The organism is Afipia dichlorophenoxyacetatis (assembly GCF_055386385.1).
Genome location: NZ_AP029250.1, coordinates 975,174 through 998,778 on the forward strand (window position 1 = coordinate 975,174; position 23,605 = coordinate 998,778).

Below are 23,605 nucleotides of genomic sequence, written 5' to 3' on the forward strand. Positions count from 1 at the left end.
CTGTTGAGACAGGATTAGCTACTGGTTCCACCGCTGCCGTTGCTACCGCTGCCGTTGTTTCCGCTGCCAGCGTTTGGAGCCACGACGCGTTTGATCTGATCGGTTGTGTAGTTTTGGCCGCCGATCGAGAGCAAAGCAGGGCTTCCGGTGAGATCGACGGAATCGACCAGACCCTGTACTTCGGTCGGAATGGCCACGTTGTTACCGTTGCTGTCCTGGGCAGTGATCGTCATCTTGTAGTTGCCGGTGGGCCATTGCGTGCCGTCATTGCCCTTGCCGTCCCAGACGAAACTGAAGTCACCGCCTTTGATATTCATGTTGCCCGTATAAGCGGTGCGGCCTTGCGAATCCTCAATCGTGATTGTCGCTGCCACATCCTTCGGAGCCGTCAGATTCCAGGTGGCATGTCCATCGAACATAGCCGTACTGCCATCGACTGCGACAGTCTGACCGACGTAGACCAGCGCTTGCGTCGTTTGCCCCGACTTCTCGATGTTGACGAGCGAGGTCAGCGAATCGTTGGTCTTGAGCTGTTGTTCGACCTGCGCGAATTGCACGAGCTGCTGGGTGAACTGGTTGGTATCCAGCGGATCGAGCGGGTTCTGGTTCTGCAACTGCGTGGTCAGCAGTGTGAGGAACTGCTGGAAGTTATCCGCAATACCGCCCGCGCCGCTTGCGTCGGAGCTCGAGCTGCTGCTGCTTGAAGCAGGGGTTGTCGATGGCGCTGATGTGGGGACGGGCGCTTGATTTGGGGTCGTGGAACTGACGGCCATAATTTATCTCCTTAAACCCTGATGTCGACGCCGCCGCTCGATCCGAGCATGCGGCCATAGCTGCGTCCTGCAGCTTGTGCGGGCGCGGCGTTTTCTTCTGCAATGACCAGGCGCTGTGACTGGCGGCCTGAACCGTTATCGTTTTGCTGACCGGACGATGATTGATCGCGAAGGCTGAATTGCAGACCGCTGTCTCCGGTTTTCAGGCCGGCATCTTCCAGTGCCTGCTGCAATTGCGGTGCATCCCGCCGCAACATGTCGAGTGTTGCAGGGCGCTCGACTGTGAGGTGCGAGGTCACTTGACCGTGCTTGTCAACGTCGAGGCGAACGTCGATGCGTCCAAGCTCAGCGGGATCGAGGCGGATTTCAAAGCGGCTGTTGCCGCCGGCCGCGCGTAGCGCGATGTCGGCCGCCAGCCCATCCAGCGGAACAGGAGCACCGCCAGCGAGCACCGTCGCCGTCAACTGCGGGGCAGGCGCTGCTGCGACGTTAGGAACGTTCAGCTGAAGCTGCTGCGACTGGTTATTTGCAACGAGGACACTTGGATCAGGCTGAAGCGGCTGGACAGTCGGAGCAGCAGGTGTCGGGCGATGCTCGGTCGTCTGTGCAAGCGGCGCCTTGGCGGTCTTGGACGAATCCGTGTCATCCGTTGAAGTTGCTGCGGCGTCCTGCTTGGTCTCAGTCTTGTCAGTCTCTGACTTTTCAGTCACGGGCTTCTCAGAGCCGGTGTCTGCCTTAGACCCTGTCTTTTGCACCTTCGCCGGTTCTGCCGTCTGCTGTGGGGAGGCAGATGCTGTCGATGACTCGATGACTTGCTTGTCGCCACCCTTGTTGGACGCGCCGGTCTTTGCCGAGGCCTCTGCGGTTTTGGTCTTGCCAGCTCCCTGCGGTTGCTGCGCCATAGTTGCGGTGGCGATTGCGGCAGTGGCGACTTCTGCCGCCTCTGGCGTGGAAAGCTTCGTGGCATCCGCCGCGGTTGCTGTAGCTAATTTCGGGTCGGTCGAAGGCGTGGCATTTTTATTGGCGTCCGACCTGGCGTTCGAAGTGTCAACGGCCGCAGACGGATCGGCTTTTCCCGCGGTTTGGGCCGCGGTGGTCGCCGGCGTTCCGGTGATGGCTTCGATTGCCGCTTGCACATCGCCCGTGGGGGATGAGGCTGGAGCCGTCGCGACGGGCACAACGACAGCGACAGCGGCGGCGGCGTTCGGATCGACAGCAACGGCAGACGATGCTGCTACCGAAGCGTCAGTTTTGCCGTCTTTGGTCTGGTCGCCGTCCTTCTTGCCATCGGACGATACTTTGCCGGTTCCGTTTCCCTTGGTCGGACCCTGGCCGTCCGCAGCCGTCTTGCCGGTCTGATGGGTCGTCTTGCTATCGGTGACGGGTGCGTCCTTCGCGTCCGTTGGAGCGGAGGTCGCCTGCGCCGCGCCAGGAGCGTCCTGAGGGGCGGTGTCGCGGGTGGCGTTGTCTGAGCGTTGTGGCTGGGTGGGCTGCGGAACACCGCGGGTGTCGGGTGACGCGGGCGCAGCACTGTCAATCAGCGCGGCGAAGCCATCCGATGGCGCCGGCGCCGACTGCGGTTGCTTCGGTCGTGCGGTGTAAGCCGGCGCAGACGAGGCAATTTCATGAGTGGTACTGAACACGGGAGACCTTTCACGATAGAGGTTCATAACTGTTCAGCAAGGACCGGGCCAATCCCTGATTCTTGTAAAAAATCGTACATTTTCAATGTTTTGCTTCGAGCAGCCAGAGCTGGGAACGGAGCGAAGAACCAGCGTTTTTCTGCCCGCCCGGCAAGTTTTGCCCCTAGAGGAGATCAAGTCGGCTGCGATTGCTTCGCGGGGGAGCGAGCTATAAATAAAGATAAACACCCCAAGTTTGATGCCGCCGGTTCCCTGCAATCGTTGTGGCAACAACAAGATCGGCCGGAACCATGCTCAACAGCCTCGACCTCGAAGGTCGCCCGGAGGATACCCGGGTCGTCGTCGCTATGTCAGGCGGCGTTGATTCCTCAGCCACGGCGGCGTTGCTGAAGGCGGAAGGTTACGACGTCGTCGGCATCACGCTGCAGCTCTACGATCATGGCGCGGCGACCCATCGCAAGGGCGCATGCTGCGCGGGCCGGGACATTCACGATGCGCGCGACGTCGCGGAACGGATCGGCATCCCGCATTATGTGCTCGACTACGAAAGCCGGTTTCGTGAATCGGTGATCGAGAGCTTTGCCGAGAGTTATGTGCACGGTGAAACGCCGGTGCCGTGCATCGAGTGCAACCGCTCGATCAAGTTTCGTGACCTTCTTGCAACGGCGAGGGACCTTGGCGCAAAAGCGCTGGCCACTGGCCACTATATTGCGTCCCGCCGTCTGGCGGATGGATCGCGTGCGCTGGTCTGCGCCGCGGATGCCGACCGCGACCAGAGCTACTTCCTGTTTGCAACGACGCAGGAGCAGCTGGCCGACGTGCGCTTTCCGCTCGGCGATATGACCAAGGCACAGACCCGCGACTTGGCGCGCCGGTTCGGCTTGTCTGTGGCGGACAAGCAGGACAGCCAGGACATCTGTTTTGTGCCGACGGGCCGTTACACGGACGTGATCGAGCGGCTGAAGCCGAATGCCATGGAGCCGGGCGATATCGTTGACCTCGACGGGCACGTCATTGGCCACCATCAGGGCATCGTCAATTTCACCATCGGGCAGCGTCGCGGTCTGGGAATCGCGGCAAGTGCTCCGCTCTACGTCGTTCATCTTGATGCAGATACGCGCAGGGTGGTCGTGGGTCCGCGCGAGGCGCTGAATGTCAGGCGTATCCTCTTGCGCGACGTGAACTGGATCGGTGATGGCGCGCTCGAGCAGGCGGTCGCAGGCGGACTTGAAATGTTCGTCAAAGTCCGCTCGACCCGCGCGCCGCAGCCGGCGTGGTTGCGCCGGATCGATGGCAACTACGAAGTTGAGCTGGTTGACGGCGAAGAAGGCGTCTCGCCCGGTCAGGCCTGTGTGTTCTATGATGCGCCATCGGGGCAGGCACGGGTGCTTGGCGGCGGCTTCATCAAGAGCGCTACGCCGCGGCATTCACGCGAGAAGCCTGGGTTGCGTGCAGCGCTGGCTGAGTAGCAGGCGCAGCAAGAGCGGGGCTGGGCAAATGAGTAACGATATCGACCGCGCCGGCGTGGCGAGGGCCTATGCGGCCTGGGCGCCGGTGTACGATTTCGTGTTTGGTGCGGTGTTCGATCACGGCCGCAAATCGACCATCGCGATCGCTGACGCGATTGGAGGGCGGGTGCTGGACGTTGGTGTCGGCACTGGCTTGTCGTTGTCGGATTACTCACGGACAACCAGATTGTGCGGCGTCGATATTTCCGAACCGATGCTGCGTCGGGCGCAGGAGCGTGTTCGTGCTCTCAACCTCACCAATGTTGAGACCTTGTCGGTGATGGACGCCAAAAATCTCGCGTTCCCGGACGGCGCGTTTGATGCGGTGGTGGCGCAATATGTCATCACGGCGGTGCCGGATCCCGAAGGAACACTCGATGATTTCGTCCGCGTGCTGAAGCCGGGCGGCGAGCTCATTCTGGTCAATCACATCGGCGCGGAAAGCGGTCCGCGTAAAATTTTCGAACTCGCGTTCGCCCCGCTGGCACGGAGACTTGGCTGGCGGCCGGAATTCCCGTGGGATCGGCTGACAAACTGGGCGGCTAAACATGGCGGTGTCACCTTGATTGAACGCCGCCCGATGCCCCCGATGGGCCACTTTTCGCTCATTCGCTATCGCAAGGGCTGACCGTCAGCGAGTGTCTCGATTCCGAAGTTCGCATCATCGAGAGGCACACCTTCGTTTGCGAACTTCGGAATCGAGGGACACTAGCAAGTGATTGATCTAGTATGGCTTTGGTTCAGAAGTCCGCATTTTGGCCTCGCCGTATGAATGATGCGGACTTCTGAACCGCCACACCGGTGCGGAACATCCGCGTGCGGACGTCGTTGGCCTTGCATGAAAGCAAGACTCTCGGTCGCATTGATTTGTACGCTGCCTTTATACCTCGCGACGGCCGGAGCGCAGGCGCCTCCTGCACCTGCGACACCGCCGGCACAGACCGCACCACCGAACCCGGCTCGCGACACCCGTTGCACCCCGACCGAAGCAGTACCTCAAAACAGCACGGTTGCCCCCAAAGGAACCACGACGGGGCAGGGATCGAGTTCGCTTGGTGACAAGCTGGCCAAATCCGACGGCGTTTTATGTCCGCCGCCCGGTGTCGACCCTGAAATCCATGCGCCGACACCGCAAGGCGGGACCATGCCTGTCATTCCACCGCCCGGCGGCCCGGGAGGGGATCCGAACGTCAGGCCGAAATGAGGAATAATGATACGGGGTCGAGCCGAGAATTTCGCCCCTGCGGACTTATGCGAGGCTGGAACAAGGAATATCGGTCTCTTAAGGGGCTGGAGTAGAGTTAAACAGAAATCGATATCCTGGCCTATTGAAGGGGACGAGCCCCAGTTTGCCGAGCATTTTGCTCACCGGGGCTGATCAGCAACCGTCATCGCTTGACAGGCGTTTAGCTGACTTCCTATAAGCCGCTGGTTCACCCTTGCATCTGCCGGGGAACGTGTGGCGAGGTAGCTCAGCTGGTTAGAGCACGGGAATCATAATCCTGGGGTCGGGGGTTCGAGTCCCTCTCTCGCTACCACTAAGGCCCCCCTGGGAACGGGCCGCGAACGTAGGAATTTCCAACAACTCAGCAAGTCGTCCGCGGATCTCGATCTCAAGATCTGTCGTCGCGCAGACAATGGCGGAATTGATCAACTAGCGCAGCGTCTTGATTAGTTCGTCCCGCGAGTTTTGCGACAGCTGAGTCGGGCGCGCGAAGCATGACGCGATAGTCCATCACCTTTAAGTCGACAAAATCCGCTGTCGCTGCCGCTAAGTGGCACAATCAAAACCGGCGAGTGTTTTCGGGCGCGTTGAAGGCCGAAGCTGCATTTCATGCCAATCCACTGCTAATTCGCGCTTCTGAGGTGGCGAGGGCTTCACGAAGGGCCGTTCTTTTATTGTTCCGGGAAGCGATGGTAGAACGCGGCGTACAGGCACTATCCTTGAACGGGATGAGTAGCACGTGGTGTGTTTCTCATATATTTAAGCGTCGGACAAATAGGCTTTAAGCGATGGCTCACATGTATGAGTGCGGCACGTTACGATACGCCCACTGAAAGATACGTCTCTCGTGAATTTCATTGTTTGAGAGACGGTCGACTGATGATCTTCTCCTGAATTTCCCCACATAATGAAACATCCCAGAATGAAGCATTCCAAGTCAGCGATTTTCCGCTTCGATATCCCAGTTTTGCTGTTGATTTCTACTGCGGTGGTAGTCCTCTCTTTGGCGCAAGGTGCATACCATTTAGATCCGCACCATTGGGGCTTAATGCTAAGCAATGCGGTCGACTTAGCTAAGGGGCGTATTCCGTATAAGGAAATATTTATTCAGTATGGCCTCTTAACGACCCTCATCGAGTTCTTGTTTTATTCGCTTTACCACAATGTCCTCTCACTAATCTTTGGAGTGTCGCTCCTCTACGCCATAGGGCTCGTTGGCATTTACTTCCTAGCTCTGCAACTGTCATCGAAGCGCAAAATCGCGCTCTTTACATTCATTACTGCTTTTCTGATTCATCCACTCGCGATCTATCCTTGGTCTAACTACGTTTCTTTTCCATTCATCGTTTTCGGATGTTGGATGATTGTGAGGAGTGGGGACGACTGGTTTATTGGTTTGTGCGGAGGGCTCCTTCTCGGATGCGCCGTACTAGCACGAGAGGGTCTTTTTTTTCCCCTTATGATCGCAGTTTGCGCGTCTCTGCCGATATACGTATGGTTCTCGCCGGTCGGCACATCGGTCGTTTCCCGCGTAGCTTCGATTCTGGGATTTTTTGTGCCGCTCATCGCGTTTGGCCTCTACCTCTGGCGTGCTGAGCTCTTCGAATATTGGCGGTTGACGGCAATTGAGCTTCCGAAATTATATGCGCCAATTTTTCTCCAAAATGGGTTGGTTTCGGCAATTATTACGCTCCTGAGGTATGTTTTCCATGTGTCGTTTTCCGAACACGCTCGACAAACCGTTTTTGCGCTTGTTTTGTTGTCGGCGGCTGCAGTTTGGATGTTCGCCTTATTGGGACGAGAGCGCCGTAACCCGAATCTTCTGTTTGTGGCTCTTATCTCTGCACTTCTTTTCAGTTCGGCGCTCCACCTCAACGAGATCTTTCGTTTGGCGACCAGCGTCACTGTAGGATTGTGTCTCGTTTTCCTCGTTGCCGATAAGTTATCGCTTGCAACTCCGCTCTTTACCGTATTGTCGATCGGTCTTGTCATCGGCACATTTGGAAATGATAGCGGCAATTATTTTCTGCCCAGTAAGGCTCAGGTTGAATCTGCAACGACCGACGATCATATTGCTCTTTTCAACGGGCAACATTGGAGTGGCAATGTGTTCGAATATTACAATTGGTTTGCCGATGACATGCGGCTTCTCGAATCCCGCTCGTGCGGTCTGAGGTATTTTCGAAACGAAACTCGTGACGCGTTTCTCGCGATCCTTTCTCCCTTTCGACAGTATCAGCTTATGCCAGTTGGGGCCGGTATGCATAATGTGCCGGTCGATGATTGGAGTCGTCGTTTGCGCCCAGACTATAATCTCGCTGAGAGATTGCTTGCGCATGACATCGTTATATTCTCATCCCAGAGCGCGACGGCATCGACCGATCGAGCACTCCCGGAAGGGTATAAAATCTTTGATCGGAAGATTACCCCTAAGTCACGCTTCTTGCCTGACGGTGATATAACTCTCATTCTGACGCCGGCAACTTGCGGAAGCCGCGACCCGGCGTAGGAGTATGGCAATAGCAGACGTCCGCCCTGACAGTTCATCTATGAAATGCCCGCTGCCACCACGTATATGCTTAAACAAGGCTGACGAATGAAGAGCCAAATTATCGAAGAGTTCAAACCGATTCCGCAGAGGCAAAGCGACGGTCTGTTGGGTCGGCTATTTTTTCACGCTCGTTCGATCGTCGATCTACAAGCATTGACGATTTATCGCTTCGTGAAGCCAGTCTTTGATAAAATGAGCGGAAAGGTGTTGGACGTTGGTTGCGGAGAAATGCCATATCGATCCTTGCTCCCAGCGGAGGTCGAATACAAAGGCATAGATATCGCGCAGGCAGTAGATTTTAACATGGCTGCCACGAGCGATGTAACGATCTTTGATGGAGTAAACATTCCGTTCGCAGACAAAACATTCGACTATGTGATCTGTACAGAAGTCCTCGAGCATGCAGCTCAACCTGAGTTGTTGGTCGCGGAAATCTACCGCGTTTTACGTTTGGGGGGCACGTTCGTAATGACTGTGCCATTTGCCGCGCGGGTTCATTTCGTGCCGCATGATTACCGACGATTCACGCTCTATGGACTCGCGCAGCTGCTTTCTCGTTTCCGAGATGTTCGTGTGGAGCCGCGTGGCAATGACATCGCGGTCATCGCCAATAAATTGATCGTGATCTGTGTCCGAATGGTCAAGCTTGATCGTTTCTTGGTGTTTCGATTGCCGGGGATCCTCTTTTTCGGATCGCTCTCAATGGTCTTCTTGGCTCTGGCGCATCTCTCATTTGTCACGGGGTGGGGCTCCTCGATGGATCCACTGGGGTATGGCGTGACAGCCAGAAAGTGACCGTTGACGCTGTCGTGCTGCGTGCAAGCCTTGCTGAAGGGGCTTTGACCGGCGTTAAGAGTCTTCAGAGGATTTACATGGCGCTTCGTGTTTCTTGAATACAAATCTCGAAAGAAGAATGTAGGAGAGAATTGCCATCGGGGCGGTGAGGATTAATTGAGCCGTGATTGGATCGAACTTCCGCGCAAGTAGGTCAAGGCTGATCAGGTTCGTCGCATAGATAACCGAGTAAGAGGCGGCAAATTGAGGAAGGCGCTTGAGCGTGAACTGGCGAAACGCGTAGCCGCCGATCGAGACGAAGTTGAATGCGATGCCAACGACAATGCCGCAAATCAGCGCTACCCACGGTTCGAACCCAGCCAGAATGGTGACGGTATAGATACTCCAACCGAAAAGGGTATTTGCTGCTCCGGCTATCAAGAACCGGATGAAGGTGTGGCGGAACAAATGTTTCATGCGTCGGGCCGATAGCCGTAGGAAAACATGTTGCCGACGTTGAAGGTTAACTTGATGTCGGCAACGTTGGTCGCCTCGAGACAACGGATAAGGGCCTTCTTCGGCCCAAGACCGAGCGGGAGAAGTCGAATCCAATACCGAAGCATATATCGGTTTGGAAAGCTGGCGACTTTGATGCCGCGATATCCACTCCGCTCAAGCAGTGTTTCGATGCTTTTTGGCGAGAACAACTGCATGTGTTCGACGTCGATGATGGGCGACCGCCTGCCTAGCAGCCGGTTGACGGGGCTGCGGTAGTCATGCGTCACTAGCGCGATAGCGCCCCCGGGTCTCAGCAGGCGCGTGGCGCCGGTTACCAATTCCTGAGGGTCGCGGACGTGCTCCAGAGTCATGAAGCAGCAGATGAAATCGAAGCTTTCCGGCTCGTAGTCGGATTCACGGAAGATAGCTTCGCGAATCCAGGCGCGACGGTGAGGAGGAGCGGCCGCAATGGCGGCCGAAGAGGGTTCGATGCCGGTCACCGTCTTGAAGCCGTGGTTCGCCAGGGCCTCTAGGAATATTCCTGTGCCGGTGCCGATCTCGAGCGCCGCCGATTTGCGCTTCAGACCGGCGAGCACCGGTAGGATAGCTCGGTCGTAGGCGGTGGCCGCGTCGTCGGCTTCCTGTGCGCTATCGAATTCGGCGACGTGGTAGGCGTTAGCCAGCGCGGATTGATCGGGTGGATCGTCTGCATAGACGAGGTCACAATTCGGGCACTGAACCAGGCGGTGGCACATGAATTCCGGCAGCTTGCGAGACGCGAAGCTGAAGTCGGATAGCCTCTCTTGATCGATGTTTTGTTCGAGGAAAAGACGTGCGGTGGACGAGTCAGTATTGCAGACGGGGCAGGCGCGCGCTGTCATCGTGGGTGGTCCTCGTCTGGTTCATTCTTCGGAATATAGCGAATGGCCTTGTAAGAGCCGAATTCCACTTCGCGATCGCGGTTGTACACGGTGTCGTAGTCACTTAGATACGATGCAGTGTCCCAATGAGTATCGTAGAGTACCCAGCCAGGACGCTGGAAGCGGCGCGCCACTCGCTCTAGGTAGGTGCGGCGCAGCTCCGACGGGATGAAGACGTAGTTTTCTGGTCCGTGCAGGGCATTCCACGGCGGGTGATGCTCCGCGCCGTCGACCAAGAAAAACAGGTCGAAGATCTCGACGGACTCGCCAACAGTTTCTCTTATGTATTTCAGGGCGGGAATCGCTTCCTCGGGGAGAGCGTTCAATCCAAGGGCCTGTGGTCGAATGTAAAACAGACCGCGCGCGGACTCTCGATCGAACGAGGCGACGAGTAGACGGGGTGCAAATTCGAAGAGCGATCCCTTGGCCCATGCTTCGTTGAAGTGGGAGATGCCGAACGTCGGAATCCATCCGACTATCGCCGCTATGAGACCCGCTGAGAAGGTGCGGACGGGGGAAAGCGTCGTGACGGAGCGGATCGCCACAAGCAGAAGCATTAGGTAAGGCAAGAGATTAAGGATGTTGTTGTCGTGACTGCGGCCGAGATAGTAGCTGAACGTGGCGAACGCGAACAAGACGATCACCCAACTTGCGCGGCGTACATCATCTTTCGCATCCGTGTTCCGGATCCAGACCCAACCGAGAAGCCAACTAGCCAAACATGCAACGGCGAAAAGAACGGTGCCCCGCGGATTGATCGGCATCGGTCCAGGGGGATGGAGCGCATAAACGATGTATTCCTCCAACAACGGCCATTCGCCGAACGCTAGGCGGTAGCCGATCGCGAAGGCTGCGACACCACTCGCCAAGACAAGTGCCAGCGTCACAGCCGCGCTGATGCCACGTGAGACGAGATGATCCGACCCGCACTGCAAAGTCCGCGTCCAGAAGAAGTACGGAGCCCAGATCGTGGTCGCTTGGAAACCCGCTTCGGGCGACCAGAAGATGCACGCCAACCACAGAAGATGACCCCATTTAGCGGACGTTGTCATCGGATCGTGCCTCATGATGCGGTCGACGATCCAAGTCAATAGCACTGTGCCTGGAAGGAAGCGCATGCCGGAAGTCGACGGCACCGCAAGTGTGGGCAGGAGGTCAGGCGGATAAGCGGTCCAGAGGAGGCAGGCTGCGAGTGTGATGATGAGAACGATAACAACCGACGCAGGATTGCGAAACCGGCCGAGTTTCAGAACGATATGCGCGATCAGAAAGGTCTGGACAATCGTCGTCAGGCCGGCCGTCCAATACATCGTCTCCCAGCAATTGCCGATGATGCAACCCTTCGCCAGGATCAGGCTTGGGCCAAGCCCGTACTGGAGAGGAATGTCGCGCAACGGCAACGCGCCGGCGGCGATCATTTGTGCGGGCCCAATATAGGCACTCCAGTGATGCCATTCGATCGCGGTTTGCATCGTGCGGCTTACGCCGGTCGACAATACCAGGAAGCAAACACTGGCGCCGAACACGGCATAAGCCGCAGTGAGCCACTTTGTGGCGGTGTTGCCGTTTGAGGCGCCGGAGTTCCGCGTTAGCATCCAGAAGGCACCGGCCGTGAGAGCGGGCACGATGATGCTCTGAAAAACAGAAAGCGAGAGAGGGGTTCCGTCACGGAGCCACCACGGTAGCTGTCCGGAAATCAGAAGCGCAAGAAACATGGCAATGCCGTCAACTAAGCGTCGCTCGGATTGGAATACCGCGACGACACCGGATGCCATAGCACTGGCTACGATAAACGGCCAAGCCTGCAAGGGATAGAGGAGCCCCAGAACGAGGACGGCTGGCGCGGTCGTTAGAAGAAGAAGTCTGCCGTCGAATCGGATCAAATCAACGGCCGAGTGCGACTTCAGGGTAGTGCGCCAGTAATCCCATAAGGGGATTGCGATGGCCAAGGTTGCCCCGACGAGGCCGTAGATCAATAGGGCCGAAGACTTGTTTGCCATAGTTATCCTTCCGATGGCCGCAATGGTGAACGCCGCTGCGTATCGGTTCGGCGGTTTTCTCGTCGATGGTGTCCCTTGCCCGCTCTGTTAGGATCTCTCCCTGCTCGGAAGAAGATCGGTGCTCTTGCCGTTGCGGATCAGCGCCGCTCGAATAAGCCGAGGTCGACCTTTGACCTCGGCCATGATCTTGGTGACGTATTCGCCCACCAAACCGACTGCGAACAGATTGAGCGATCCGAAGAATAGGATGGAGACGAGCACGGTCGTGATTCCGCGCGGCGCGACGTCTGGCACGGTCATGCGCAGAACCATCAGAAGGGCTGCCACCAGCACGGAAACGCCGAGCAGCACGATGCCAACCGCGGTCAGCATGGTGAGAGGCGTGTCGCTGAAGGAGAAGATGCCTTTTTTGGCCCAATCGATGTTCTTGAGAAGATTGTTGGTCGACACGCCGAACATGCGTTCGGGGCGGTGATAGTCGACGCCGGTCTGCCTAAAGCCCACGTAGGCACGCAAGCCGCGGATGAAGAGGTCGCGTTCCGGACAGTTCAGCAACCAGGACACAACCTTGCGGTCCATCAGCGAGAAATCGCCGGCGTCGTGAGGGATCGGGACGTAGCTAAAGGCGGCAAAGACCCGATAGAAGGCCTTGTACATGAGCCCCCAGAAGAGAGGCATTTCGCGCTTGATCCGCCGACCGTAGACGACGTCCCAGCCCTCCTCCCATTTTTCGTAGAACTGTTCGATGAGTTCCGGCGGGTCTTGCAGATCCCCGTCAAGCAGAACGACCGAGTCCTTTGTGCTCAGCTCCATGCCGCTTCGGAAAGCCATCTGCGAACCGAAGTTGCGCGAGTGGGAAATACCGATCACGTGGGGATCGCTGACACTGATTTCCTCTATGATTTTGGCGCTCCCGTCCGGAGAGCAATCGTTGACGAAGACGATCTCGTAGTCGATGCCGAGCTTAGTGAAGGTCTCGGTTAATCGACGATGCATGTGAGGGATGGCGCGCTCGTCCTTGTAACACGCGATGACCGCGGTCACACTGCGCTTGCGGACGGGCGCGTTCTTCTTGGTCGACGTCGCCATGTCGGTATCGGAAAGCGACGCCACCCATTCGGAGGTCCGTTTCAGGCCTTGGGCGAGATCGATAGTCGCCTTCCAGCCGAGTGCCGTCTCCGCGCGTGCGGGATTGGCGTACCAGTCGGGCAGATCCCAGGCGCGCCCCTCCATCGAGCCGAAGCGCGGTGCCTCCCGGATGTCGAACAGGTGTCGGGTGGTCTCAGCCAGATCGGCGATCGTTGTGCGGACGCCGGTGCCGATGTTGAAGCTCTGCCCATAAATGTCCGGGTGCATTCGTACCGCCGCCTGGATGAAAGCACCACATACGTCGTCAACATGGACGAAGTCGCGTGACGTACGCGGATCGACGAAGGGTGGGAACTGGCCTTTCAGAGACTGTCGGAGCAAGTTAGGTACGAGCCGCGAGGTATCTTCCAGCGGACCGTAGACTGAATAGAGTCGAAGATTGACGCAGGGCACTTTGCGGTGCTCACCGACATGGGCGAGGTAGTCGGAGACCGCCGACTTCGAAACCGCATAATGACTGTCGGGCATTCGCGGAGCGGCTTCGACCGGTGCAGTGCAGTTAGTTCCGTATTCGGAAGAACTGCCAGCATGGACGTAGGCGGCCAGATCTTTTTTGGCCAGAGCTTCGACCATCCGCACGACCGCGGCGAAGTTCGTCTCGTAGATCAGGTCGGCGTTTTCCTCAAAGGAGTAGGCACCGTATGCGACGCAATCGAAGACGGTCTTCGGCGCGATGGCGTCGATAAGGTTTTTGACGGCGTTGCGATCGGTGATGTCGGCGGCGACGATATGGTCGTCGTGTATGTCGGCCAATCGCCAGCCCTTGCTTTCGCGAACGACGGCATAGACGTCGCGTCGATGTGCCGCCAGTCGCTTGAACAGATTAGCCCCGACGAAGCCGGAGGCCCCGGTCACCAGAATTGGGCCTTTCAGGATCGCAATGTAATCAGAGGTTTTCAGCATAAGCTCGTTACCAGAGGTGGAGCGGTAGTGCGTTTTGAGATGTTAAAATCAGAGAGTGGCCAAGGCAGTCTGCAGCGAAGTCGGATCCAACCCCGACTTTTCTCGCATGTAAGACTGCGAACCGTAGCGGTTGAAACGGTGAGCTGTTGCGTAGAGGTGCCTGAGATGGAGGGGAGCGAGACCCCGTTCGGTCAGCCAAAGCGCTAGTTCGGAGCCGACTCCGCCTCGGCGCACGTGCTCCTCTGCAACCAATAACCTGCCGGAGGTGGCAAGTCGTTGGAGTAAGGCCCTGGGGGGTGGATAGTCCTCAATAGGCAGCATCGAGACGGCCCAAAGCTCTGGCCGCTCGTCCTCGGGGATAGCAAGGCAACTCGCGACATAGGTGCCGGCGAGCGGTCCGACAGCCACTACTACGGGCCCGCGCCCCTCTGTGAGGCGACGCCAAGGAGCGAACGGTGGCGCGACGTAGCCGGCCGGCGGCTCGCCGCGGCCGAGGCGCAGATAGGTTGGACGACCATTCTCAGCAACCTCCGCGACGGCCGCAGCGAGATCTTCGTCAAAGGCGGGGACGCAGGCCTGCATAGCTGGCAGTGCAAGCATGACGCCGTAGTCCTCAATGGCGTGATGCGTTGGCCCCATGACGCCGTAGCCGTAGCCACCGCCGTTACCGACGATCTTGACGGGCAGATCGTGCAGGGCGACATCGTTTCGAATCTGCTCGAAGGGGCGGGCGTAGGCAAAAGGTGCAATGCTGTAGGCCCAGACCTCGAGGCCGGTTCGGCACATTGCGGCTGCGACCGAGAGCATGTTCTGTTCGGAGACCCCAGCGTTGATGAAGCGGTTGCCAAGTGCTTCTCGCAACGGCTCCAGCGCCATGAAGCCAAGGTCGCCAGTCAGAAAGGCCATGTTGGGCCGGGTCGCTCTAGCGACCATGGCGTCGCAAAACTGCGTCCTCATGACGACTTCAGACCCGACATAGCGGATCGATACTGTTCGTCGCTCATGGGTAGGTAGTGCCATTCCATCCGGTCAGCCATGAAATCAACTCCGTGTCCCTTCACCGTTTTTAGAAAGATCAGGTGGGGACGCGAACAGGGCCGGTGGAGCGTCTCCCGGATAGTGTTGATGTCATGCCCGTCAATCACGGTGACATCAGCATCGTAACCTGTGACTTTCTCCCAGAGCGGGGGCATGGAGGTTATTTCGGTAACGCGGCCGAAGCCTTGGAGGCCATTGTGATCGATTAGGACCGTCAGATTATCTAGACGGTGATGGCAGGCGAAAATCAGCGCCTCCCAAGTCGATCCCTCCTGCCACTCGCCATCGGAGGTAAGGCAGAAGACGCGGCCGGATTTGTTTTGAAGCTTCCAACCGGTGGCGGTGCCGGCCGCCAACGAGAGTCCGTGACCCAAGCTCCCAGTTGCAAAGGGGATGTCGGGAATGCCGAAGGAAGGAGGATGGCCGGCAAGCAATGTGTCGTCGCGATGGAAGGTGTCGAGGTCGGCGTCGCTCAGACGCCCGACGCTCCATAGCGCCGTGTAAAGTGCGCCTGCCGAGTGGCCCTTGGACAGAACAAAGCTGTCGTGTTCGGTGAGCAGGTCGTGGAAGACCACTAGCATGGCGTCGAGTGACGATAGGTTACCGCCGATGTGGCCGACCCGGGACTTGAAATGCATAGTGAGGAGGCGCTCGATCGCCAACTTCCGACGCTCGGGAGTTAGTTCGGAGTTTGAAATTCGGGTCATAGAATGTCCTGGGTAGGCCCCATCCCGAACCATTGCGTGGATTTATAGCTGGCGGGAACCCGCTCCGACTTTTATCTATCACGCGGCGAATGGCTGTGTCTGCCGCTTTGCCCGTAGACATGAGGTCAACGCGTTAGCGTTGTCAACATGTCCACAGCATTCACCTTGGCTATGACATTTGCGCTAAACACCGTTGGCGTTTAGCTGGGCGCATGGTGAAGACGCCGATGATGGTAGAGTTTCATCTGCGCTGCGATATCGGCACGAGCCCCTCCAACGGCGGCGTATCGCTTGGGTAGTTCGCATACATTTGTCGACGAGTGCGCGTTTGCATTCAGGCCTCAAAGTTTTTTAGAGGCACGTTCTGCAGCATGGCTAGCTACTTCAACAGACGTTTTCTCGGAAGGTAATCCGGGAAATTACCGACAAATCTAGAAGCTAACCGCAGATTGTCTCTCGTCCGAGCATGCTTAATCCAACAATAGGAGCTGAGTGATCATTCAACCATCTCCAGCCCGCTCTAACGCCAACGAGTATTCGTTTAGGTCTATCGAATAGTTTCGATGCAATGTGTGGCTGGAAGATTCTGTTTGATTTCCAATGACGTATTCAAGGTCGTGGCCGACGGCCCCCAGAAGATTGGACCAGAAAAAGTAGTTAGCCTCAGGGTAATAGGGCGACATTCCTACGATTTTGCAGCCAGTAGGCGAGAATAGCGTATTAACAAGAGCTGCCCCGATCTGCCCCGTTACTGCGCTAGCATTGCTGAAGAGGGACACTTGGTGGTCGAACGACATCGTGCCCGGGTCGATGACGTGATAGCCCATTCGTGCAGCGATCAATTCTGCATCGTCCGCGTTCGTTGCGCGGCGAGAATTGCCTGTCATGGTTCGGCGCAGGTAGTACTTGCGGCGGCTTAGCCCTCGAGAGGGTTGAAGGTTAGGGTAGTTAGATAGGATCGCGGCTTTCGTGGAGAGTAGGGCAGATCGGGAAAATGGAAATCTTTCCCGAGAAGACGCCACAAGAGATCGGGTTTTATAGTGGTCGCGATGTTCCGCTACGATGTATGCGGTCGGTGAGACGGTAATCAAATGATCTACAAAAATTGACTCCCAACGGTCGACAAGGATGATCTCTCTTCTGCCTTGATTCACAGCGTGCAGCGCGCGGTGGAAATTAGGATGCGTCCACTTCGCCATGAGGATTGGGGCATCATCGAATAAGTTCGACTGATTCAGGACAGTCAGTCTTGGCAGAACCTCAACTAGGAAGTGGGCGTAATTTCCTTCGCATTGGGATATCAGGGATACAGCTTGGTGAACGCGGCGCTTCGGCCTGTTAACCGCGCGGATTGTCTTGCCGTGAACCTTGATGAGTCCGAATGTCTCTGCGGGGCAGACCTCAGTGGCAGGATTATATAGATCTGGGTGTATCACCGTGCGATCTTTAAAAATCAGATCGGTGCCGCCTATAATTGATGCGTCGATGATCTCGGCTATTTCTAACTTCGGAGATTTTACAGGGGTTGTGGCCCCATGCTTCTGATCGGTGGGGGTCTTTCCGACAAAATTAGGAGATGGAACATCATACCAATGTTCAGCCTCAATGAGAACTCGGCTACTGGTAGGTGCGAGATTCATTGGAATGGCGACGTGCCCGCGCTTCGGAGTGTTGGCGCGGATGAATTTGGCGACGCGCCATCGCGTCGGAGTGTAGACTCCCCAAAATAGATGGATGGCGATATTCTTAAGCGCGCGGAAAACTCGGTGCCTTGCGAGGTACGATCGATAGAACTGCCTTAGTGGATGGAGGCGGTTTTGCTCGGTCGTTTCGTTGAACTTTGGCACGATGGTGTGCTTGTTGTTGTCGCGATCGACTGTCATCATTTCGACATCTATCGCGAATTGCCGCTAAGGTAGCTACGTCGCTGGGTATAGCTCGCAAACTTCTGCTTCACCAGCCGTATTTAGCTTGCTTTCTCCGGGCGCCTTTTTTCCGCCATCTGGCGCATCCCTACAATTTGCCTACCCTTAGACTAATGGCTGAATCCATCTTGATGCTGTCGCGCATTATTTGGTCTGGTAGCTGCCTTTTCGTTCAAAGAGCTTCTAGGCAGCACGTGCAGTGTCTTTGTCTAGATAAATATAACGTATCGTCTCCGCGGAGCAATTCGCTTCCGGGGCAGAGCGCCAATATGAATTGCACAGCGCTGTTCCGCCAATGGCGACATTCCAACTTGTCCGAGCAGCGCAACGGCAATACAAAAATCGCTACTTTGCTGGGCGCCTCGGGCTCTGTCAGTGCGCTGGGATGATCGGACTAAAAGCCAGGATCAGCTCAGTGAGCATTACGGTGATAAACATCCCGTAGCGAATTGGCATCTCGCTTATGGCATCTCTAGGCTGTTTCGAATGAGCGAAAAAGCCATTAGCGGAAAAACAATTGCTTCGACTGCCGGGCCGGCCATCACGAAGTGTGGTGAGTGGAACCACCGCAACGTAAGGAATCGAAGGAAATAATCAATTCTAGGTGGGACGCTTTCTAAACTGAACTATTGATGCGGCGACGGACTGTTCCTGAAGATAGATCAAGCAAAACGCAGCGCCGAATACAAAGAAGGCGCTGCGCAAGATCAAGATTCCAGTGATCGCTTTCGTGGCTGACGGCTCAAACAGCAAGGCGTCCACTCGTCTCGTGATAAGCAGCAATGGCGCCGTTACGCGGGTTGTGCTTGGCTTCTCTATTGGCATCGAGATCACCAACCCTGGCAAGCCGCGCAAAGTTGTCGATGGCGTTGACCAGGGGCACGACGATCGACACAACAACGATCCGTCGATCGTCGTGAAATATGCGAAGGAAACGACACGGTGTGGAGAATGGTCTGACTTACTCCGATGTAAAGATCGCGGCCGTCACTGAACTGGGGAAGATTATCTCCAATGCCTTCGACTCAAGGAGATCGTCACACATTGCTTGACTTCGCCCACCAATCTGCTGTTTCCACAAGACCAAGTGCGCAGCGATGTCTTGCCAGCGAACCGCTTGGGATTCGCCGACTTGTCTCGTCCAGAGGATAGTGGCGACGCAAAGCCTGGGGAGCATCATGCGAGCGATGGCTGATCGCCGACGCCGACGGGAATCTCACTCGGGTGCTAATTTCATATCGGGCCACAACTCGCGGAATGAGTCGGGGAGGGGGCCATTGGTTCAGAGTACGATAACGGCTAGCGCAGTCAGCTATCGTACGCGTTCACCATCGCGCGGCACGTCAATCGATAAATGATGACCACCGACACCGTGAGGCCTCAGGGCATCGATATCCAATGAAGCAGGACAATCCCATCATAAAGCTCAAACGACCCTCAACGAGACCGGTCATCACCTTGAGTGCATCGGAGCAGTCGTGTAAACGGCACGATACTGCGATGGGCTAGGTCACGTTCCCAACATCGTGGAGGGCCAAAAGCGCAGAAAGTATTGATATTTTTCAATTTTTTCGGCCTCTGTGGCTTGTGCAACTAGTGGGGCATTAGTGACCGATGTCCATTGCCCCCAGAATTTATCCGCGATTGAGATGGCCGGTTCCTTGCCCCCCCCCACAAATTGTGTCGCAATCCTACTTGGCACTAGAAATGGGGGCTTATATCTGCAGCAGCAGCTGCTGTCATTTACGCAGCAGACCCACCCAAACTGGCGGCTCTACGTCTCTGATGACGGCTCATCGGACGAAACACTAGCGATGATTCAGCGTTTTAGGGCCACTGTCAGGCAGTCAGTCGAGGTAATCGCGGGCCCGCGCCGCGGCTTCGCCGCCAACTACCTTAGTCTAGCTCGCAATCCGGCGATCCGGGGCGATTGCTTCGCATTCAGCGACCAGGACGACATCTGGCACGCTGATAAGCTAGAGCGCGCCGTGACTTGGATAAGCGGCAATCCAGCCGAGAAGCCAGCACTGTATTTCTCCCGCACCGAGCTTATCGGGGCCAACGGCGCCCCGCTGGGCCGTTCGGCGTTGTTCTCCAGGCCGCCGACCTTCCAAAATGCGCTAGTGCAAAACATCGGCGGCGCCAACACGATGGTATTCAATCGGGCCACCAAGCGGTTGTTGGAAGCGATTGACTGCGATATCGCCTCCCACGACTGGGCGGCCTACCAACTCGTGACGGCCGTGGGCGGCCAAATCAGGTACGATACCACCCCGAGTCTAGCCTATCGCCAGCACACAACAAATATCGTTGGCGAGAACCGAAGCCTGCTCGCGCGCCTGCGGCGCGTCCAGTTGCTGCTCGCCGGTCAATTCACCCGCTGGACCGAGATCAACATCCGCATGCTGAAGCCATTCGCATCGCAGATGACGCCGGGCAGCCGCAAAACTTTGGAATTTTTTACAAAAGCCAGAACTGCGTCGCTGCCATCTCGGATATACAACCTGAAACGATCTGGAGTTTATCGACAGACGCTGCTCGGCAACTTCGGTCTTATCGCCGCAGCAATTTTCAGAAGGTTTTAATGATGGCTGCTGGATTGGCGGATGAAAGTAAAGCAAGTGCCATTTTAGTAACGGGAGGTGCTGGCTTTATCGGCTCCAATTTTGTGCTGGATTGGTGTGCCGTTGACGCCTCGCCCGTGGTGACACTCGACAAGCTGACCTATGCTGGCAACATAAATAACCTGACAGGGCTGCAGGGGCACTCCAAGCACAATTTCGTCCATGGCAATATCAATGATGCCGATCTCGTCGCGTCGCTGCTTGAGCGGGTGAAGCCACGGGCGATCGTGAACTTTGCGGCAGAATCCCATGTCGATCGCTCTATTCACAGCCCTGAGGCTTTCATCACGACCAATATCTCTGGGACCTTCCGGCTGCTCGAATGTGCCCGGGCATACTGGCTCAATTTGCCCGCGCACAAGCAGGACAGTTTCCGCTTCCTGCATGTGTCGACCGACGAGGTTTATGGTTCGCTGACACCAACCTGTGCGCCGTTCACCGAGGCTAATCGTTACATGCCTAACAGTCCATATTCGGCCTCGAAGGCTGCGTCGGACCATCTGGTGCGCGCGTGGCACCATACCTACGGACTGCCGACGCTGATCACCAACTGTTCTAATAATTATGGCCCGTACCAGTTTCCGGAAAAGCTGATACCGCTTGTGATTGACCGTGCTCTTAAGGGAGAGCCGCTACCGATCTACGGCGACGGCCAGCAGGTGCGCGACTGGCTCTATGTTGGCGACCATTGTGGCGCGATCCGCCGCGTGCTCGATGTCGGCTCGCCGGGCGAGACCTACAACATCGGCGGCAACAACGAAAAGACCAACTTGGAGGTGGTCAAGACCATCTGCGCAAAGCTCGATAGTCTAAAGCCGCGCGTCGATCGACGTTCCTATGCAGAGCAGATCACCTTTGTGAAGGATCGACCCGGTCATGACCGGCGCTACGCGATCAATGCCGATAAGATCAAGCGCGACTTGAATTGGACGCCAACGGAGACCTTCGAAAGCGGCATTGCTAAGACTGTTGATTGGTATCTCAACAACTCCGACTGGATCGCCGATGTAACGAGTGGTGCCTACCGGGATTGGATCGAGAAACAATACGCATGAACTTATTGGTCTTCGGCAAGAACGGGCAGCTCGGAACGGAGTTGCAGCAAACGCTACCGCCGCTCGGTAATGTCGTGCTGGCCGGCCGAAGTAATGCGGACTTTTCTCAGCCGGAAGCATTGCGTGCTTTCCTCGAGACCTGTGAGCCGGACGCGATCGTTAACGCGGCTGCTTACACTCGGGTAGATCAGGCCGAGACGGAGATCGAGCTCGCGCGCGCAATCAATGTCGAGAGCGTCCGCGTGTTGGCTGAATTCGCGCGTGCCCGTGGCATCTGGCTGATCCACTATTCCACAGACTACGTATTCGACGGCGAATCTACCTTACCCTACACGGAAGCCGATGCGACTAATCCGCTCGGAGTGTACGGCCAAACGAAGCGCGACGGCGAAGTTGCGATCTCCTCATCCGGCTGTCGACATCTAATCTTCCGCACCAGCTGGCTTCACGAACCGCACGGTGCGAATTTCGTAACCAAGATCCCGCGACTCGCACGAACGCAGGCCCGGCTGCGGGTGGTTGCCGATCAGTTTGGCGCGCCGACTGGCGCGGATATAGTTGCCGACGTGACTGCCGAGGTGCTGCAGCGTGTCCTTTTTGGGGACGTTCCATCAGGAGTGTATCATCTCACCTGCACCGGTGCGATCAACTGGTACGATTGCGCGCGTTATTTGTTGCGAATCGCTAGTACATATGGAGAGAAGCTCGCCTGCACGTCGGATACGGTCGACCCGGTGACATCGGCCGAGTATAACGCGCGGGCTCGCCGACCACACAATTCGCGGCTAGATACCGCCAAATCGAGCCGGGTGTTTAACGCAGCGCTACCTGACTGGCGACTTGGCGTTGAGCGCACCGTCCGAGTATTCATCGAGAACGCAACATGACACGCAAAGGTATTGTGCTTGCGGGCGGCTCCGGCACCCGCCTCCATCCGGCGACTCTATCGATATCCAAGCAGCTGCTGCCGGTCTACGACAAGCCGATGATCTATTATCCACTTACCACGCTCATGTTGGGTGGTCTGCGCGACATCCTGATCATTTCAACGCCGGAAGACACGCCGCGCTTCCAGCGCTTACTAGGCGACGGTCATCAATGGGGGATCAGCCTATCCTACGCTGTGCAGCCAAGCCCCGACGGGCTGGCGCAGGCATTTTTAATTGCGGAGCATTTCTTGGCCGGCAGCCCTAGCGCCATGGTCCTGGGCGATAACATTTTCTTCGGCCACAGTTTCGATCAATTGCTGATGCGGGCTGATCAGCGTAGTCACGGGGCGACGATTTTCACCTATCATGTGCAAGATCCCGAACGCTATGGCGTTGCCGAGTTTGGCTCGGATGGCAAGGTTGTCAGTATCGAAGAAAAGCCTGAGCGGCCTCGTTCGTCCTATGCCGTCACCGGTCTCTACTATTATGATGATACCGCCGTAGCTCGAGCGAAATCCCTCAAACCCTCGCCGCGCGGAGAACTCGAGATCACAGATCTTAACCGTCATTATCTTGACGAAGGACAGTTGAGGCTGGAGGTCATGGGCCGCGGATACGCTTGGCTAGACACAGGCACCCACGATTCCTTGCTGGAAGCAAGCCAATTCATCGCCACTCTGGAAAAGCGCCAGGGTTTCAAGGTCGCCTGTCCGGAGGAAATCGCCTGGCGCAAATCTTGGATTACAGACGATGAGTTGCTTGCTCTGGCTGCCCCGCTGGGAAAGAGTGGTTACGGTCGCTATCTCGAAAAACTGCCCAGTGAACAACGGTTAAAATGAAAGCTACCCGCTTAGCCATTCCAGATGTAGTTCTGCTTGAGCCATCGGTCTTTGAGGACGCGCGGGGCTGTTTTTTCGAGAGTTTCAGCCAACGTGAGTTTGAACGTCTGACCGGCGTGAGCGCGACGTTCGTCCAAGACAACCATTCCGTCAGTCGGAAGGACGTCCTCCGTGGGTTGCACTTCCAGGTTCCACCACATGTGCAGGGCAAACTTGTCCGTGTAGTCCGTGGGGCCATCTTTGACGTTGCAGTTGATATCCGCGAACAATCTCCGACCTATCATCGCTGGGTTGGCCAACGCATAGGCGCAGATACCCGAGAGCAGATCTGGATTCCCCCCGGTTTCGCCCACGGTTTTCTCGCCTTGGAGGATGGTACTCAAGTTCTTTACAAAACTACGACGTACTATGATAGCGAGAGCGAGCGCGTTATTCCTTGGGATGATCCTGATATCGAAATTGATTGGCCGACGGGCTCGCCAATTCTCTCGGGCAAGGACGCAGCGGCCCGGGGATGACAATGGAGAGCACCTCCGGTTTCAGT

General features: G+C 56.7%; 20 protein-coding genes and 1 tRNA gene. 11 read left to right on the forward strand and 10 right to left on the reverse strand.

Annotated features, from left to right (window positions below; genetic code table 11):
* Positions 1–14: 14 nt before the first annotated feature.
* Together ACZ5C3_RS04590 and ACZ5C3_RS04595 are read right to left on the reverse strand one after the other, a co-directional pair.
* Positions 15–773 carry a flagellar hook assembly protein FlgD gene (locus tag ACZ5C3_RS04590; protein ID WP_464044557.1) on the reverse strand — a complete coding sequence of 253 codons (759 nt, stop codon included), beginning with the start codon at positions 771–773 and terminating at the stop codon, positions 15–17.
* 11 nt (positions 774–784) lie between these two features.
* Positions 785–2,416: a flagellar hook-length control protein FliK gene (locus tag ACZ5C3_RS04595; protein ID WP_464035613.1), complete on the reverse strand. Its 1,632-nt coding sequence runs from the start codon at positions 2,414–2,416 to the stop codon at positions 785–787.
* 290 nt (positions 2,417–2,706) lie between these two features.
* On the opposite strand from ACZ5C3_RS04595, the gene mnmA reads away from it, so the two are divergent.
* From mnmA to ACZ5C3_RS04625, 6 genes are all read left to right on the forward strand, one after another.
* Positions 2,707–3,885, forward strand: a complete 1,179-nt coding sequence (gene mnmA, locus ACZ5C3_RS04600; protein WP_464035615.1) for a tRNA 2-thiouridine(34) synthase MnmA — start codon at positions 2,707–2,709, stop codon at positions 3,883–3,885.
* A 28-nt stretch (positions 3,886–3,913) separates the two neighbouring features.
* On the forward strand, positions 3,914–4,552 hold the full coding sequence (locus ACZ5C3_RS04605; protein WP_464035616.1) for a class I SAM-dependent methyltransferase: 639 nt from the start codon (positions 3,914–3,916) through the stop codon (positions 4,550–4,552).
* 210 nt (positions 4,553–4,762) lie between these two features.
* A complete protein-coding gene (locus ACZ5C3_RS04610; protein WP_464035618.1) occupies positions 4,763–5,128 on the forward strand; it encodes a hypothetical protein in 366 nt (121 codons plus the stop codon).
* 257 nt (positions 5,129–5,385) lie between these two features.
* A tRNA-Met gene (locus ACZ5C3_RS04615) sits at positions 5,386–5,462 on the forward strand.
* A gap of 609 nt (positions 5,463–6,071) precedes the next feature.
* Entirely contained in the window at positions 6,072–7,658 is a 1,587-nt protein-coding gene (locus ACZ5C3_RS04620; protein WP_464035619.1) for a hypothetical protein, read from the forward strand.
* Positions 7,659–7,745: 87 nt separating this feature from the next.
* Positions 7,746–8,495 carry a class I SAM-dependent methyltransferase gene (locus ACZ5C3_RS04625; RefSeq protein WP_464035621.1) on the forward strand — a complete coding sequence of 250 codons (750 nt, stop codon included), beginning with the start codon at positions 7,746–7,748 and terminating at the stop codon, positions 8,493–8,495.
* A gap of 54 nt (positions 8,496–8,549) precedes the next feature.
* Here ACZ5C3_RS04625 and ACZ5C3_RS04630 read toward each other — a convergent pair whose 3' ends face one another.
* From ACZ5C3_RS04630 to ACZ5C3_RS04665, 8 genes are all read right to left on the reverse strand, one after another.
* Positions 8,550–8,951 (reverse strand): GtrA family protein, encoded by a 402-nt coding sequence (locus tag ACZ5C3_RS04630; RefSeq protein WP_464035623.1) that lies wholly within the window; start codon positions 8,949–8,951, stop codon positions 8,550–8,552.
* Positions 8,948–9,853 carry a class I SAM-dependent methyltransferase gene (locus tag ACZ5C3_RS04635; RefSeq protein ID WP_464044558.1) on the reverse strand — a complete coding sequence of 302 codons (906 nt, stop codon included), beginning with the start codon at positions 9,851–9,853 and terminating at the stop codon, positions 8,948–8,950. The genes ACZ5C3_RS04630 and ACZ5C3_RS04635 overlap by 4 nt, the downstream gene beginning before the upstream one ends.
* Positions 9,850–11,892, reverse strand: coding sequence for a hypothetical protein (locus ACZ5C3_RS04640; protein ID WP_464044559.1), 2,043 nt, complete (start codon positions 11,890–11,892; stop codon positions 9,850–9,852). Before ACZ5C3_RS04640 ends, ACZ5C3_RS04635 begins: the two co-directional genes overlap by 4 nt.
* An 87-nt stretch (positions 11,893–11,979) precedes the next feature.
* The gene (locus ACZ5C3_RS04645) at positions 11,980–13,944 is read right to left on the reverse strand and encodes an NAD-dependent epimerase/dehydratase family protein (protein ID WP_464035631.1); all 1,965 of its coding nucleotides are present in this window, start codon (positions 13,942–13,944) and stop codon (positions 11,980–11,982) included.
* Positions 13,945–13,992: 48 nt separating this feature from the next.
* On the reverse strand, positions 13,993–14,901 hold the full coding sequence (locus ACZ5C3_RS04650) for a transketolase family protein (protein ID WP_464035633.1): 909 nt from the start codon (positions 14,899–14,901) through the stop codon (positions 13,993–13,995).
* Positions 14,898–15,689, reverse strand: coding sequence for a 1-deoxy-D-xylulose-5-phosphate synthase N-terminal domain-containing protein (locus ACZ5C3_RS04655; protein ID WP_464035635.1), 792 nt, complete (start codon positions 15,687–15,689; stop codon positions 14,898–14,900). The genes ACZ5C3_RS04650 and ACZ5C3_RS04655 overlap by 4 nt, the downstream gene beginning before the upstream one ends.
* Before the next feature lie 500 nt (positions 15,690–16,189).
* The gene (locus tag ACZ5C3_RS04660; protein ID WP_464035637.1) at positions 16,190–17,575 is read right to left on the reverse strand and encodes a glycosyltransferase family 61 protein; all 1,386 of its coding nucleotides are present in this window, start codon (positions 17,573–17,575) and stop codon (positions 16,190–16,192) included.
* A gap of 781 nt (positions 17,576–18,356) precedes the next feature.
* A complete protein-coding gene (locus tag ACZ5C3_RS04665; RefSeq protein ID WP_464035639.1) occupies positions 18,357–18,509 on the reverse strand; it encodes a hypothetical protein in 153 nt (50 codons plus the stop codon).
* Positions 18,510–19,263: 754 nt separating this feature from the next.
* Here ACZ5C3_RS04665 and ACZ5C3_RS04670 point away from each other — a divergent pair.
* Genes ACZ5C3_RS04670 through rfbC form a run of 5 tightly spaced genes read left to right on the forward strand, consistent with a single transcriptional unit; the run spans position 19,264 to position 23,579 of the window.
* Entirely contained in the window at positions 19,264–20,199 is a 936-nt protein-coding gene (locus ACZ5C3_RS04670; protein ID WP_464044778.1) for a glycosyltransferase family 2 protein, read from the forward strand.
* On the forward strand, positions 20,199–21,293 hold the full coding sequence (gene rfbB / locus ACZ5C3_RS04675) for a dTDP-glucose 4,6-dehydratase (RefSeq protein ID WP_464044560.1): 1,095 nt from the start codon (positions 20,199–20,201) through the stop codon (positions 21,291–21,293). Before ACZ5C3_RS04670 ends, rfbB begins: the two co-directional genes overlap by 1 nt.
* A complete protein-coding gene (gene rfbD / locus ACZ5C3_RS04680; RefSeq protein WP_464044561.1) occupies positions 21,290–22,180 on the forward strand; it encodes a dTDP-4-dehydrorhamnose reductase in 891 nt (296 codons plus the stop codon). The genes rfbB and rfbD overlap by 4 nt, the downstream gene beginning before the upstream one ends.
* Positions 22,177–23,061: a glucose-1-phosphate thymidylyltransferase RfbA gene (gene rfbA / locus ACZ5C3_RS04685; RefSeq protein ID WP_464035646.1), complete on the forward strand. Its 885-nt coding sequence runs from the start codon at positions 22,177–22,179 to the stop codon at positions 23,059–23,061. The genes rfbD and rfbA overlap by 4 nt, the downstream gene beginning before the upstream one ends.
* A complete protein-coding gene (gene rfbC, locus ACZ5C3_RS04690) occupies positions 23,058–23,579 on the forward strand; it encodes a dTDP-4-dehydrorhamnose 3,5-epimerase (protein WP_464044562.1) in 522 nt (173 codons plus the stop codon). Before rfbA ends, rfbC begins: the two co-directional genes overlap by 4 nt.
* Positions 23,580–23,605 lie beyond the last annotated feature (26 nt).

Bases quoted from the DNA above. Each gene is read 5' to 3' on its own strand.
- ACZ5C3_RS04655 (WP_464035635.1), bottom strand. From the start codon at position 15,689: ATGACCCGAATTTCAAACTCCGAACTAACTCCCGAGCGTCGGAAGTTG.
- ACZ5C3_RS04625 (WP_464035621.1), top strand. From the start codon at position 7,746: ATGAAGAGCCAAATTATCGAAGAGTTCAAACCGATTCCGCAGAGGCAA.
- ACZ5C3_RS04635 (WP_464044558.1), bottom strand. From the start codon at position 9,853: ATGACAGCGCGCGCCTGCCCCGTCTGCAATACTGACTCGTCCACCGCA.
- ACZ5C3_RS04650 (WP_464035633.1), bottom strand. From the start codon at position 14,901: ATGAGGACGCAGTTTTGCGACGCCATGGTCGCTAGAGCGACCCGGCCC.
- rfbB (WP_464044560.1), top strand. From the start codon at position 20,199: ATGATGGCTGCTGGATTGGCGGATGAAAGTAAAGCAAGTGCCATTTTA.
- rfbD (WP_464044561.1), top strand. From the start codon at position 21,290: ATGAACTTATTGGTCTTCGGCAAGAACGGGCAGCTCGGAACGGAGTTG.
- mnmA (WP_464035615.1), top strand. From the start codon at position 2,707: ATGCTCAACAGCCTCGACCTCGAAGGTCGCCCGGAGGATACCCGGGTC.
- ACZ5C3_RS04660 (WP_464035637.1), bottom strand. From the start codon at position 17,575: ATGATGACAGTCGATCGCGACAACAACAAGCACACCATCGTGCCAAAG.
- rfbC (WP_464044562.1), top strand. From the start codon at position 23,058: ATGAAAGCTACCCGCTTAGCCATTCCAGATGTAGTTCTGCTTGAGCCA.
- ACZ5C3_RS04630 (WP_464035623.1), bottom strand. From the start codon at position 8,951: ATGAAACATTTGTTCCGCCACACCTTCATCCGGTTCTTGATAGCCGGA.
- ACZ5C3_RS04645 (WP_464035631.1), bottom strand. From the start codon at position 13,944: ATGCTGAAAACCTCTGATTACATTGCGATCCTGAAAGGCCCAATTCTG.
- ACZ5C3_RS04640 (WP_464044559.1), bottom strand. From the start codon at position 11,892: ATGGCAAACAAGTCTTCGGCCCTATTGATCTACGGCCTCGTCGGGGCA.
- ACZ5C3_RS04670 (WP_464044778.1), top strand. From the start codon at position 19,264: ATGGCCGGTTCCTTGCCCCCCCCCACAAATTGTGTCGCAATCCTACTT.
- ACZ5C3_RS04620 (WP_464035619.1), top strand. From the start codon at position 6,072: ATGAAGCATTCCAAGTCAGCGATTTTCCGCTTCGATATCCCAGTTTTG.
- rfbA (WP_464035646.1), top strand. From the start codon at position 22,177: ATGACACGCAAAGGTATTGTGCTTGCGGGCGGCTCCGGCACCCGCCTC.
- ACZ5C3_RS04590 (WP_464044557.1), bottom strand. From the start codon at position 773: ATGGCCGTCAGTTCCACGACCCCAAATCAAGCGCCCGTCCCCACATCA.
- ACZ5C3_RS04610 (WP_464035618.1), top strand. From the start codon at position 4,763: ATGAAAGCAAGACTCTCGGTCGCATTGATTTGTACGCTGCCTTTATAC.
- ACZ5C3_RS04605 (WP_464035616.1), top strand. From the start codon at position 3,914: ATGAGTAACGATATCGACCGCGCCGGCGTGGCGAGGGCCTATGCGGCC.